Origin of the sequence: Amycolatopsis sp. NBC_00348 (assembly GCF_036114655.1) — a bacterium.
In the GTDB taxonomy this organism is placed as follows: Bacteria; Actinomycetota; Actinomycetes; order Mycobacteriales; family Pseudonocardiaceae; genus Amycolatopsis.
Genome location: NZ_CP107994.1, coordinates 774,200 through 786,590 on the forward strand (window position 1 = coordinate 774,200; position 12,391 = coordinate 786,590).

At 64.5% G+C, this 12,391-nt stretch carries 11 protein-coding genes; 6 read left to right on the top strand and 5 right to left on the bottom strand.

What is annotated here, in order from left to right; translation table 11 throughout:
- Positions 1 to 578 precede the first annotated feature (578 nt).
- Positions 579 to 716, top strand: a complete 138-nt coding sequence (locus tag OHS58_RS03755; protein ID WP_328647139.1) for a hypothetical protein — start codon at positions 579 to 581, stop codon at positions 714 to 716.
- The gene (locus tag OHS58_RS03760) at positions 713 to 1,522 is read left to right on the top strand and encodes a hypothetical protein (protein WP_328647140.1); all 810 of its coding nucleotides are present in this window, start codon (positions 713 to 715) and stop codon (positions 1,520 to 1,522) included. The genes OHS58_RS03755 and OHS58_RS03760 overlap by 4 nt, the downstream gene beginning before the upstream one ends.
- 230 nt (positions 1,523 to 1,752) lie before the next feature.
- Here OHS58_RS03760 and OHS58_RS03765 read toward each other — a convergent pair whose 3' ends face one another.
- From OHS58_RS03765 to OHS58_RS03775, 3 genes are read right to left on the bottom strand one after another with little or no spacing between them, the layout of a single operon-like run.
- On the bottom strand, positions 1,753 to 3,873 hold the full coding sequence (locus OHS58_RS03765) for a hypothetical protein (protein ID WP_328647141.1): 2,121 nt from the start codon (positions 3,871 to 3,873) through the stop codon (positions 1,753 to 1,755).
- A gap of 35 nt (positions 3,874 to 3,908) precedes the next feature.
- Entirely contained in the window at positions 3,909 to 6,083 is a 2,175-nt protein-coding gene (locus OHS58_RS03770; protein WP_328647142.1) for an ATP-binding protein, read from the bottom strand.
- Entirely contained in the window at positions 6,080 to 6,667 is a 588-nt protein-coding gene (locus OHS58_RS03775; protein ID WP_328647143.1) for a hypothetical protein, read from the bottom strand. Before OHS58_RS03775 ends, OHS58_RS03770 begins: the two co-directional genes overlap by 4 nt.
- Positions 6,668 to 7,228: 561 nt before the next feature.
- Between OHS58_RS03775 and OHS58_RS03780 the strand changes: the two genes are divergently transcribed.
- The gene (locus OHS58_RS03780) at positions 7,229 to 8,092 is read left to right on the top strand and encodes a hypothetical protein (protein ID WP_328647144.1); all 864 of its coding nucleotides are present in this window, start codon (positions 7,229 to 7,231) and stop codon (positions 8,090 to 8,092) included.
- Between the two features lie 519 nt (positions 8,093 to 8,611).
- Positions 8,612 to 9,289: a hypothetical protein gene (locus OHS58_RS03785; protein ID WP_328647145.1), complete on the top strand. Its 678-nt coding sequence runs from the start codon at positions 8,612 to 8,614 to the stop codon at positions 9,287 to 9,289.
- Positions 9,290 to 9,734: 445 nt separating this feature from the next.
- On the opposite strand, the gene OHS58_RS03790 is transcribed toward OHS58_RS03785, so the two are convergent.
- Together OHS58_RS03790 and OHS58_RS03795 are read right to left on the bottom strand one after the other, a co-directional pair.
- Positions 9,735 to 10,355, bottom strand: coding sequence for a hypothetical protein (locus OHS58_RS03790; RefSeq protein WP_328647146.1), 621 nt, complete (start codon positions 10,353 to 10,355; stop codon positions 9,735 to 9,737).
- Positions 10,356 to 10,772: 417 nt separating this feature from the next.
- Positions 10,773 to 11,183 carry an ArsR/SmtB family transcription factor gene (locus OHS58_RS03795; protein WP_328647147.1) on the bottom strand — a complete coding sequence of 137 codons (411 nt, stop codon included), beginning with the start codon at positions 11,181 to 11,183 and terminating at the stop codon, positions 10,773 to 10,775.
- 130 nt (positions 11,184 to 11,313) lie between these two features.
- On the opposite strand from OHS58_RS03795, the gene OHS58_RS03800 reads away from it, so the two are divergent.
- Together OHS58_RS03800 and OHS58_RS03805 are read left to right on the top strand one after the other, a co-directional pair.
- Complete coding sequence (locus OHS58_RS03800; RefSeq protein ID WP_328647148.1) at positions 11,314 to 11,961, top strand: arsenate reductase/protein-tyrosine-phosphatase family protein; 648 nt, start codon at positions 11,314 to 11,316, stop codon at positions 11,959 to 11,961.
- Between the two features lie 17 nt (positions 11,962 to 11,978).
- The gene (locus OHS58_RS03805) at positions 11,979 to 12,383 is read left to right on the top strand and encodes an arsenate reductase ArsC (RefSeq protein ID WP_328647149.1); all 405 of its coding nucleotides are present in this window, start codon (positions 11,979 to 11,981) and stop codon (positions 12,381 to 12,383) included.
- Positions 12,384 to 12,391 lie beyond the last annotated feature (8 nt).

Genomic DNA, 12,391 nt, shown 5'->3' on the forward strand with positions numbered 1-12,391 from the left:
GTAGTGGCGAAGTGGCACCCAGTTCCCCCCTCGGTGCTGGGTGCCATCCATCGGTGTAGTGCCAAGGGGTTGTCCGGCGCCGGGGTCTGGGCATCGGACAACAACGTCCGGACAATGACCAACCGGGTGGGACAGGTGACAGACAAGAGATGCCACCAACCAGCGCTTTCTCTCCGACGAAGTTGTCTGACGCCGCCGGTGCGCTCTGGTGTCGGATCTCGCCGAGCCCGCCGCCGCGTCGATGCGCCGTACCTGGGGGGTCTGTCCGACCGGTTTGCCGTGGTTGAGATGGGGCTGACGTGACCGGCGGCGCGCCACTTGCGGACGATGCTGCGCCCGTGGTTGTGCGTCCCGGCGATCAGGTCGAGGTCTGCGCCGGGTGGGGCCCTAGACGGCCGGACCAGACAAGTGCGGCCCCCGTCCAGGTAGTGCCTGGTCAAGGGCCGTTTTCTGCTGGTGCTCGCGAGTGCCCCCGGTGAGATTCCGGCAGCTATCACACCAATCCTTCTGCCCGAAGGGCTGCTGATCCGGGCTGACGTGCTGCTCGTGATGGAGCGTCGACCGCGGGGGAGCACGCGATGAGCAGCGTGGGCAGGTTCGAGCCTTCGGCAGGGTACTACCCGGATGGTGTCACTCCCGGCCAGCGGATTTCAGCTGAAGGGTCGGTCAGCGAACGCAGCTTCGAGGTCGACAACCTGGGCGGTGACGCCCGATGATCGCGCCAGAGCGCAGCTCGTCACCCGATTCGGCGATCATCGGGCGGGCGGTCTCGGTGATCATGGGTACGGTTGTCGGGCTGACGTTCTTGTTCGGCTTCGGCAACGTCCTCAGTCTGGCTCTCCGCCTGGGCGTGCCGGTGTGGGTGGCGCCGCTCGTTGCTCCTGCAGTCGACCTCTCGATCCTCGGCCTCCTTCTTGGCACGAGGCACTTGGCGCTCGCCGGCGCGTCGAGGGACGTGCTGCGTCCGGCCCGTCGGCTGCTGATCTTCGCGAGTGTGGTCACATTGGCGTTGAATGTCGCGGAGCCGCTCGTGGTAGGTGAGTACGGGAAGGCGGCTTTTGATGCCGTTGGCCCGCTCCTGCTCATCGGTTGGTCCGAGGTCGGTGCAGGCTTGTTGCAGGCGATCGTGGCAGTAAGTCAGGCGGACGATTCCGGGGTCGTCCCGAACGTAGGAAAAGCTGCAGAGCACGAACGGGAGAAGTTTGGCGATGTAGCAGTCGCTCAGATCGACTCTGCCGAGCAGGCAGATGGTCGCCCGCTACTGGCCGAGGGCTCGCTCGACGCACTTCTGGATCGTGCGAGACGGGAAGATGCGGCTCATCGCGCAGAACACCAAAAGCCGATATCCGCCGATACGCTGCGTGTTCGTCTACGCGTCGGTGCTGGTCGAGCACGTCGATTAGTCAAGATCATTCGTGCGGAGAAGCTGATGGAGCTCGGAACTTTGGCTGAGGTCAGCGCTGAGCTGGGGTCTATGGCATCAGCCGGGTCCTCCGGCAAGCTGGCACGATCACGCCCCTAGCCCTTGCCGGCGACCTGGTGACAGTCTTGCGGAGGGAGATCGCTGATCACACGTCACGCCCGGCATGCTTACCGGTGACGGGACGCTGACCGGCTGGGTGCCTTGCCCTAGGAACGAGCTGCACATAGGCGAAGGCCAGAGCGCCGACGTCGTCTTGGCCGCCACCGTGCATCGCTGCCTGCGGTCTGACCTGTCGCCACCGGCTTGACAGGCTGGGAACGAATTCGGCGTTACTTCATGTCCGACGGTCTGGTCCGGCTGCCAGGAACGCCTACGGTGATGATGTGCCTCGGGGCCGAGTCGCCGGGCACGTCAAACAGCGTATGACCGATGAGCGCGCTCAGGTGTGGCGGCGCCCCGGTGGGATCAAATGCCTTGTGGCGCAGCGAGACCAGGAATCCTATCCGGATGTCCGTGGTCTGATATGTGACTGCCTGCTTGAGGTACGCCTGCTTGTCACTCAAGGGTTGCTTCATCGAATCGACCTTCATCTCGATGCAGATGCTGAATCCGCTGAACTTGAGTCGCAGGTCGATCCGCCCGCCGCCGACATGCTGGACCTCGTACTCCGTGATCGCACCGTGGCTCCCAGACTTCAAGTAGTCGAGGAGATCCTTGTGGATGTGGTTCTCGACGGCCGTCGGGTCGAACAGGTACGGGTACAGGTCCGATTGGGCATTGGTCCGTGAGCTGACGAACTGGATGATCAGCCGGAGAACGTCGTCGACGGCATCCTTCGGCTCTCTGGCGTAATCGGGGCTGGCCTCCAAGCAGGTTTGGATCGTGGCGTACACCTCCGCCTCGATCAGGTTGAGGCTGTGTCTGCCGATGGTGGCGTCGCTGACCACCTTGGCCAGTTCGGCGAGGGCCTCGGGCGACAGTTTCTCGGTGAGTTCGATCGCTGCCGTAGATCCGGGTAGGACCAGCTGGTTGAGTGGCTGCGGCAGCGACGCGATTGCCGTGCCGCTACCGCCTTTTCCCGGCCCTGCACCTGCCAATGCTTGCGCCTTCGCCGCTTGAAGGACCGCCTGCGCGGCGGCGAGCTTCTCGGTGACCTCGCGTGCGCGGTCACCCACCGCGGTCGCGCCCTCCTGCTTCAAGGCGTGGGTGTGATCTTCAAGGTTGCTCAGAAGGCCCGCGGTCCTGGCGAACCCCGATTCGATGACCGGCTGGACGAGCCTGAGCAGGCCGTCGATGTCCTCCTCGTGGGATACCACCTCGGTGGAGCGCGAGCCCATGTAGATCTGGAGCAGGTCGTCGACGACCACCTCAGCCTTGTAGAAGCTGTCCCGTTTGAACTCCTCCCGGAGCTTGCCCAGGTCGTCGGCCAACTGGCTCCAGGCCAGCAGCGCTGCTCGCTTCGGATCCCCGTACCAGTGGTTTAGGCCCATGGCCGTCACATTGATCCGGCGAACCCGCTCAACCAGGTCGGCCAAAGCGTGTGGTTCGAGCCTAGACGTCGACAGGGCATCCACATCCGGCCTCAGTGAGGACTCCTCGAGGAGCGCACACAGCACTTCGACCACGGTCAAGAGGATGCTGGCGTCATCACGTTCGTAGGTGTCCCAGGCGACTTGCAAGTACCCCGCGGACGCTTTGAGATTGCGCAGCATGAGCGGCAGGTCCGCGGCGCGGAGGGCGCTGACCAGCTCGATTCCCGCCAGCACCCACGCGGCGTCGGAGGCGACGTCCTCCGGATCGGCGCCTGGACGCGACCGGCCGACTGGCGGGTCGATCCCAGCGACGAGGCGTACAACGCCGGCGAGGCTCGCGGTATGCGGCCAGCGGTCGACCGCGACACCGACGGCGCGGACGACCGCGGTGCCGAGCGGCTTGGGCATCGGCGCATCGAAGCGCGCCAGAAGAGCCGGCAACGCGAATGGCGATCCGATCTCGCACAGGGCAAGCCGGGTGCGAGCCTCCAGCACGCCCGCCGTTCGCAGGGCCGCACGGCCGTCCGGATCCGGCGAGTCGAGGAATTCCTGGACAGCGTCTTCCAGGGCCTTGGCCAGAGCAGCGCCGACCTCGTTCAGCGCGGGTCCGCTGGTGAGCAGAGTCTCCAGACTGGCGGTGAGGATGGCGGGGTTCATGGTCGAGGTGACCGCGGTCGACACGCGGCGCATGGCTTCCGGGTAGCTGCCGGTTCGGCCGCCGGAGTTCGCGGCCTCGTGCGCGACCAGGTGGACCAGGGGCGGAAGCACCGGGCTATCGGCGAGATCAGCGGCGTGTCGAGCCAGTCGCTCCCAGCCGCCGAGCGTGGCGAAAGCACCCTCAGAAGGCTGTCCTCCCGAGGCTGCCGAAAGCAGCGCTGTGAGGTCCCCCTCCAGCTCAACGGCCGCACCGCCGCTCATGGCTTTCCTCTCGTCCGCGGTTACCGTCCAGCTTCTCACCACACGTAGGAGTTGCCCTCCGCGACAACCCGGTTGGCCTTCGGAAGAAGTTCGACGAGCGGTGCAGCATTGCGGGTGGCCACGAAGATCTGCATCTCGGCCTCGCCCGCGACGTCCCGCAATGCCTTGACCATGGTGGCGAGGTCCTCCTCCGGCATCTCCTCGGCGGAAGGCGAGTCGAGGACCAGGAAACCAGGGTGACGGCCGATCCCCTCGACGTAGCCGTGCTGGATGAGGGCGATGGCGGTCGCGATCTTGACCCTCAGCTTCTCGCCGTCCGTCAGCCCGGAGTACTTCTGCTTGACGCCGTTCTCCCGGAGCGCCATGTTGGCAGCGCCACTGAGCGCGAAACCGCTGAGGTTTTCGGCGCCGAAGCTCTGCGTCAGACGCTCGATGTCGGCAGAGATTCGTGCGAGCATCGGGTCCTGGTCGCTCTTCACCCACTTCTTCAGCACCTGCTCGGCCGCATCCGCGACGGCGAGCTGCATCGGGTCGACCGGATCGACCGTCGCCGGGTCGCTTGATCGGGTCAGCGCCCCCAGCGCGCCTTCGGCGCGAGCCAAGTCCAGTTCGATCGCGCGGCGCTCACTCGCAGCCGAAAGAAATTCGCTCCCCACCTCGACCAGCGCTGCCGCTCCGTCACGCTCATTCGTGAGAGCCGTGATTTCGGCAGTCAGCTCCGCCACCGCGGCCTCGGCGGTGGTCACTGCGGTCTGGGCCGCGTCGACCTCGTCCGCAGGTCCGTCTTCGGCATCCGCGTCCTCACCCTCGGACGTCCTCGCGACCATGCCGGCCACGAGCTCGTCCGGTACGGACGCGGCCACGATGACGTCGGACTGGAGGGCATCGAGATTCAGGTCACTGGTGCACACCGAACACTCGTGTTTGTCCGGTTCCGCCGCCTGCCGCTCCGGAGTGACCTGCGCAGCGCAACGTGGGCACACCGACGGACGCATGCGGTGGAAGAACCTGGCCGCGAGCGCGTCCTCATAGCTGGTGTGCACATGGGCCTTCAGCGCTTTGAGCTGCTGACGTGCCGTTCCGGCGAGTGACGTCTGCGCGATCAACTTCGCCTCAAGCCGGTGCACCTCTCGTGCGAGGTCGGATGCGCGGGTCGCCGCGTTGAGCATCACCTGCACATCCGGCGTCCCAGCGGGCAACTTCGCGATAGTCGTTCGGAGGTCCGTGACCTGCTTCTCCGCGGCGCTTCGGCTCGCCTCCACCGCCTCCCCGGCCGCCTGAGCTTTGTCATTCGCGGCGGCTCGTGCCTTGTCCATGCCGCGCCGCGCCGTCATAGTGGCAGCCTGCACCGGTGCCCAGTCCGTGCCGATGAACATCTGCATCATCCGCACGCCGATGGTCTGTTCATTGCCGACGATCGGATCAAGCTGGTTCGCGCGGACCACGAACGAGCTGGAGTACGCGGGCCACGCGTGCACCCGCGCCGCTGTATCCGTCCACACGGGGATGTTCTCCAGCCGCAACCGGGTCATCATCAACGAACCCATGACGCCCTCGAAGTCCGCGCCGTCGAACTGCCCGAGGACCATGGACCTGGTGTCCGTTTCGACTTTCGCGACCCTGACCACTTGCCCGGTGGCTACCCCGTCCACCGCATGGAACTCCACTCGCAGCCGCTCGGCACCCACCTTCCAATCGACCTCGACGTGCTCGATCCAGCTGCGGACATCGTTCTGGAATTGCGGACACCGACCGGTCAGCGACCACATGAGAACGTTCAAGAGGGTCGACTTGCCGCGCAGGTTCCGTCCCGAACCGATCCCGTTGACACCCGGCTGGGGTGACCATTCGAAGCTAAACGGGACTCGTGCCTTCGGCCCCGCCTGCTCATCGATGTCCGGCGTTTGACCATCTCCGTCAGAGTCGGTCGTGGGAGAGAGCTCGTCGGCGTCCGGTCGGATCCCCTCAGGGAGATCGGCGGCGTCGACCAGTGGGTGTCCTTGGGCATCGGGGTGATCCGGTTTGAGCCACTTCGTGCCGCTGAAGTGCATCCGGGTCGCGCGCAGCGGCACTGGAACCGCCTTGGTGCCGCCGAGCGGGATGCCAAGTCCACTGAGGATCTGGTCGACCTCGTCGATGGTGAGGCTGATCGGACCGCCTGCTCGCCGCCTCGCCAGGACGTCAACAACCTCCTTGCCCAGGGCACTCATGCTTGTTCCCCTTCCTGACCGACGACTTCGGGGGCGAACACAGGTGCGGCTGCGCTCAGAGCTTCGAGCCGTTCGCGCACCCGCGGCGCGATCGGCGCGATAGCCACTCCCAGGTCTGTTCCCGCGTACGTGGCTTGCCGGTATTGCCGGTCCTTTAGCGCCTGTCCACCGTCGTCTCCCGCGACCAGAGCGACCAGCTTCACCTGCTCGGCGTACCACCCCAGAATCGGATCCGTCGAGAGCTCGGCGACCGCGGCGGCGCCGGCATCCGTCAGGAAGAAAAGGTTGCGCTTGCTTTGCTTGCCTGGCTGCCCGGTGCGGCGCAGCGAGGCAAGGCCGTACGTCTCCAGGAGGGAGAACGCGTCGTCGAGCTGCTCGTACGCGCCGAAGAACCACCGCGGCATCGGGTACCAGCGCAGGTCAGGCTCCGGGTCATCCAGGAGAGACCGCGCCGTGACCAGGTAGCTGGAGTCGGCCGTGCCCGCTTCCACCATCGACACCAGCTCGTCGGCGAGGTAGTCCGGGTTTCGCAGCCAAAAGTCCATCGCCTGGAGCCGTAGCTCGCTTCGGACGGACTTGACCATGCCAGGTGGATCTCCATCTACGGTCGGCGTACCGCATCCGCCCAGGAGAACGAGCAAACGAATGGCGTGCTGGGTTCGCGTTGCAGCAGGGCGCCCCTCGGCATCTCCGGACTCCGCTGCGGTGGCCATCTTGTCCAACTTGGCATTCCCCTAGAATCGCCGCTAGTCGACCAGGCGACCTTCACCAGAACGGCCGCCAGCGTGTTCACAGGCGGCAGCGCGGTGGCCTCACGGCACAAGATCACGCCGCCAAGCACGTCGGACCGACGCGCCATCTGTTACGGATGGATACGTCATGTGACAGACACGGTATGTAACTGATGCTGAATAGCGGCTTGCGCAGATCCCTCAGATCGCGCGGAGGCAATACTCCGACGAAGGGCATCGGCGGATGCAGCTGCATCGGCCGCGCAGCATGTCGGGTTGAGCACGATCCATCCCGTCGCACTCGGTGAGAGTTGCCGGCGCATTCGCCACAACGCGCCGCAATGTCGTGACCGCATGTGGCCTTGGTGGGCGCATACTGTCAGGTTGGTTCCTCTCACATGAACGGCTGGACTCATGACGCTCAACCTCGCCATCTCCTCGACCGAGTCGCTCGTGTTCGAGCCAGCCCGCCAGACGTTGCATTTCTGGCCTGCCATCGGAGGCGCGCAGATCGAGCTGACCCTCACCGTCAGGCGAACGGCAGACCGCAAGGATGCTCCTTCTTGCCAGGTCTCTGCCGCCATGCTCGTGGGCCAGAACCCGAGCCGGGATCGGCGCCCTTTGGCGCCGCTCGCGGCAAGTCACCTGATCAACCCGGCACAGGTCGCCACCGAGTTCAGGCTTACCGGCTTCATCAGCGTCGAGCAGCTCCGCATCGTCGAAGAGTTGCGCTCGGGAGCGGACTCGATCTGGGTGGTGCTCCAGGTCAGTGTCACGTGCGTAGACGGCGAGCCGCCGACCATGGTGGGCGGGACTGGGGAACTCTCCTTCGCGATTCCTGCTGGGGAGTGGTTGCAGGGGCTTGAACGTGTCGACGCTGCGGCCTACGTTGAGATTCTGGTTCCGCTGACCAGCAACACCGAGCACGCGAACGCCGTCCGCCGCCTGCGTAACGCACGTACCCTGATCCAGGACGATCGTGTGGAGGAGGCGCTCGCCGAGGCGCGTAAGGCCCTGGAGTTCGTGCGGAAAACAGGAGGAACCCTGCAAATCGTGCAGCAGGCCAAGGGCAAGAACCCCCGCGATCGTGACCTGCGCGAACGCTGGGCCTACTTCGTCGAAGACACCTTTTCTCTGCTAAGTGGGGCCGCACATGATGATCAGGGTACTACCGAGCATTTCACATGGACTCGCAGTGACGCCATTGCTCTGGTCGGCAGTACGGCCGGCCTGCTCGGCCGACTGGCGGAACGGGTCAGTTTCCGAAACGGTGGCTGAAGTCGCGGGATCTGCTCGAGCGAGGTCGAAGCCTCGGGCAGGAACGACCACAGGTGGGGCTGCCGCCCATCGGTGGCCGCACTGCTAGGTCGCCGCATGTTGCCAGACGAGCGGCGGTAGCGTGGGCGGCCGAGCTGATCGGGTGCGACCGCATCGGTGTCCGGCACGGAACTCGGTGTTGGTGGGTTCCGATCAGGTGCCGGATCCGCTAGGTGGGCGAACGTTGGAGCCCGCGACCTCGCGAGCCGTGGGCCTTTGGGCTGCCTTATGCGATGACTGGTCGCGTCGCCGACGTCTTAACTTACCGAGTCGAGCTGCAGTTGCAGCGACTGCCCGTTGATGACCTCCTGGGGATTGCGCCCCAACTGCACGATGTCGCTGGTGGCTAGTCATCGGGGTGAGTGAGCGAGCCATCGCCGCGTCGGTCCGCGGTCGCTTGCAGTGAGCGGTTCGGCGCAGCCACGCACCGTGTACGTTCTTCAAATAAGGCCGGTTGGTCGGGGTGTTGCTGGAGGAAAAGTGCAGGAAGAGAACCCTTTGGTTGACAAGCATGGCCTCGACGAAGAAGGGAGTCAACCGAACGTTCCATTCGATGATAAGAAATACCGAAGCGGAAATTCGAGGATCGATGCGTCCGCGAGGAGATTTTGGGGCGTCGATCGAGCTAGTTGGCTTAACGTGTTATTTGTCCTTATCGCGGCGGCGCTAACCGGCGGGGTGGCTCTCTGGGGAAGCTATATCGGCGCGTCGGGGGCAAGGGAGGCTGCCTTGGAGCAGCAAAAATTATCGATCTCAGCATCTATTGACGCCGAGATTCGAGCCAAGCGATCCGAGATCTATACGGAATATCTAAAAACTGCAGACAACTATTCCATAAAAAATGGAGTCTACCTTGCACATGTAAAGGCTCGAGCTGCAGCCGGCATAAGGGGGGCGGAGTCCACTGATATGCCAGGTCCGCTCAAAGATTGGGTGGACAGTAGATCTGCGTATCAGGATTCAGTAAACCTTGTATCAATATACGGAAGCAAGGCGGCTTGGGAAGCGCACAAAGTGATGGCGTCTGTCTTGCCTGCATCCGTGGAACGCGTCGAGATAGTAGATGTCGATAGCGCAAAATTTATAGCAGCATACAGAAATTTCCTAAGGGTGGCTTGTCAGGAGCTTAATCCGAAAGATAACAAAGGCTGCTATTGACAAGTGAGGACTAGTGGTGTCCCTTGATTGGTTCGCACGTAATTTGCGGTGAGATCGACCAGTGGTGTGACCGGTCGGGAGCTAGTGGCGGCCCCTGCGCAAGCAGGCGAGGTTAATCGAACAATCATTAGTGCCTTGTGAGTCACCCTCGATCATCGGGTGCTTCTGCGACCCATCTCGTGTGTCACCCGTCAGGCCAGACGTGTGCTCGTACAGGGCTATCGCCCGTCGCGGACGCGGGTTCGGTCCAGGTGTCGGCCCGGTCGGACGCGGAGCTGCTGAGCGTGCTTCTGGTTCACGACGACACGCCCCTCAGTGCGATCCCGAAGCAGGAGCTGGCGCAGGTCGCCGAGTTGGCGCGGGCTCGGCGGAGTTTCGAAAGTGTACGACCCGAGCTCATCAGGGGTCGCTGATCTCGTAGAGCGGCGGTCTATCGATCAACGCGTTACCTCTTCATACCGCCCCCTGGCTTTGACACTGAGATAATCTCTTGCACTCCGCTTATGCCCGGCTTCACCATAATCTTCGGGAGTTTCATAGGCTGGAATCTCAGTTCTGCACGGACGTGCTCGACAAGAAGCTCTTGGGCTTCGTGAACTGCCTCCTGTACTTTCTCGTGTTGTGCTATGGATTCTTCGTGGTGCTCGGAGGTAGGGTCTCGGTGTATGAGGGCTTTTCCGGTGATCCACGTGTACTCGTAGAGGGAACTTTTCCACAGCTGATAGAGCGACAAGATGTCGTCCGAGGCAAACGCGTCGACGCGAGTTTCGAAGCTGTGCCAATCGTCGGAGTCAGTGTCCATGGCCAACATTGGGATCGAATCCTCGCTCTCCGCCGTCTCCTCGGCCATGTGTTCGAGGGTGGGGGCGTTGTAGGGATTCAGCTTCTTGGCGTTGTCGATGATCTCGACGTACACCTTGACTCGTTGTTCCCAGAGGCGCTGCTTGATCTGCAGATCGAGTGTCTGCTTAGTTGATCTTCGGGTGGCGATGATGGCGATGGCCGCGATTATCGCTGTCAGAAGCTGAGATGCGTACGGAAGAACAGTTTTAACCGTTTCCAGCATGATCCGAGACTACTTGCGGTGGCCGAGGTCTGCGAGTCTGGGGAGAGAAGTTCACTGGAGCGGCCGACTCGGCCACGGCCCTCGGTCAGCGGACCGACAACCGCTCGGCAGTCAGTTCGGCTGCGGCCGGGGCAACCGTGGCACGAGACTGTACGGCGGGTGAAGGGCACCTGAGCGGCGAGACGACGTGCTGGGCTGACGGCTCCCGAACAGTCGCCGCGCCAGCTCCAGCAGGCTGGCAACCAGTTCGGCCGTCGACAACGACGGCATCGGTCGATTCCTGCTGCGAGGACGGCGGCTTGTACTTACCCGATCCAGCCTGCATCACGAACCCTCACAGGTTCAGGTGTTGCCGAGAGCGAGTTGGCATTGGCCGGCTCGGCAGGCCTGCCATCGATGGCCGGGCCGCTCCTGTTGTCAGCAGCGGTTGTGGCGCTCGGCATCCGTGATCGGGGCCGGACGGTCGGCCAGCGGTCCACCCGGCGCAAGAAGCCGGCCAAGGCCTTCGAGTGGTTCGGGGATGAGGCTGTACCAGCTCCACGTGCCGCGGCGTTCGCGGTTGAGGATGCCGGCGGTGACGAGTACTCGCAGGTGGTGGCTGAGCGTGGGCTGGGGCATGTCGAAGTCCTCGGCGAGGTCGCAGAAGCACGCTTCGCCGCCGGGGGAGTGCCGGATGAGGGAGACGAGCCGGATCCGGACCGGGTCGGACAGGGCCTTGAACAACTTCGCGGTCGTCTCGGCCTCGACCTCGGAGACGACGGCAGCGGGCTCGGCCAGCAGGAGCGTCACCGCGACCGGCTTCGAGCGGACGTGACCGTACGCGGCCATGGCTCCTCCTCGTCGGCTCGGTGACCTCGGCTGCGTCGATCGTACCGCAGCTGGATTGACAAGAGTCGATCCAAGCGTCTCCAATTGCATCGGCAGACTTCGATCCAAGCCGGTTGCTCGAGGAGAGCTCATGACGCACGCCACGGACGGCCTGCCCGCACGCGAGGTCGGGCTGCAGCTGGATCGCATCGCCGACGAGCTGGCCGACCGCTTCCACGGTGTCTTCGGCCGTGAAACCGTCGAGCTGTTCGTCCGCGAGACCTACGACCTGCTCGCCGAGACCGCGACGATCACCGTCCACCTGCCCGCCCTGACCGCCCGCTTCGCCCGCGAACGACTGGTCGACCTCGGTCGAGCCGAAGGGCTGACGCAGGTGACCGTGCCGCAGGTGCTGTTCCTGTGCGTCCACAACGTTGGCCGCTCCCAGATGGCCGCCGCCCTGCTCAACCACCATTCCTTCGGCCGGGTCAGCGTCCGCTCGGCCGGCTCCCAGCCCAAGGGTGAGATCCCGGAGATCATCACCGCGGCGCTGCGGGAGCTGCACGTTCCTCTGGAGGCCGCGTACCCGAAGCCGCTGACCGACGAGGTGCTGCGCGCCTCCGACGTGGTGATCACGATGGGCTGCGGCGACGCCTGCCCGATCTACCCGGGCAAACGCTACCTGGATTGGGACATCCCCGACCCGGACGGCGAGCCGCTGCACATGGTCCGCCGAATCCGTGACGAGATCGACCGCCGGGTCCGCGGCCTGCTCGACGAGCTCGGCAACCACCCCTGACACCGAAAGGACCGTTCATGTCCCGCACTCCCGAGGTGCTGTTCGTCTGCGTGCACAACGCCGGCCGCTCCCAGATGGCCGCCGCATTGCTGCAGCACTACGCGCTCGGCCGGATCGCCGTGCGCTCGGCCGGCTCCGAACCGGCCGACAAGGTCAACCCCGCCGCCGCCGGGGCGCTGGCCGAGTGGGGCCTGGACATCGCCGCCGAGGTCCCGACCAAGCTGTCCACCGAGGACGTCGAAGCTTCCGACGTGGTGATCACCATGGGCTGCGGCGACGCCTGCCCGATCTTCCCCGGCAAGCGGTACCTCGACTGGCCCCTCGACGACCCGGCCGGCCAGGGCGTGGACGCCGTCCGCCCGATCCGCGACGAGATCGACCGCCGCGTCCGCACGCTAGTCGCCGAACTTCTCGACAACTGACCATCCAC

Bases quoted from the DNA above. Each gene is read 5' to 3' on its own strand.
- OHS58_RS03755 (WP_328647139.1), top strand. From the start codon at position 579: ATGAGCAGCGTGGGCAGGTTCGAGCCTTCGGCAGGGTACTACCCGGAT.
- OHS58_RS03760 (WP_328647140.1), top strand. From the start codon at position 713: ATGATCGCGCCAGAGCGCAGCTCGTCACCCGATTCGGCGATCATCGGG.
- OHS58_RS03765 (WP_328647141.1), bottom strand. From the start codon at position 3,873: ATGAGCGGCGGTGCGGCCGTTGAGCTGGAGGGGGACCTCACAGCGCTG.
- OHS58_RS03770 (WP_328647142.1), bottom strand. From the start codon at position 6,083: ATGAGTGCCCTGGGCAAGGAGGTTGTTGACGTCCTGGCGAGGCGGCGA.
- OHS58_RS03775 (WP_328647143.1), bottom strand. From the start codon at position 6,667: ATGGTCAAGTCCGTCCGAAGCGAGCTACGGCTCCAGGCGATGGACTTT.
- OHS58_RS03780 (WP_328647144.1), top strand. From the start codon at position 7,229: ATGACGCTCAACCTCGCCATCTCCTCGACCGAGTCGCTCGTGTTCGAG.
- OHS58_RS03790 (WP_328647146.1), bottom strand. From the start codon at position 10,355: ATGCTGGAAACGGTTAAAACTGTTCTTCCGTACGCATCTCAGCTTCTG.
- OHS58_RS03795 (WP_328647147.1), bottom strand. From the start codon at position 11,183: ATGGCCGCGTACGGTCACGTCCGCTCGAAGCCGGTCGCGGTGACGCTC.
- OHS58_RS03800 (WP_328647148.1), top strand. From the start codon at position 11,314: ATGACGCACGCCACGGACGGCCTGCCCGCACGCGAGGTCGGGCTGCAG.
- OHS58_RS03805 (WP_328647149.1), top strand. From the start codon at position 11,979: ATGTCCCGCACTCCCGAGGTGCTGTTCGTCTGCGTGCACAACGCCGGC.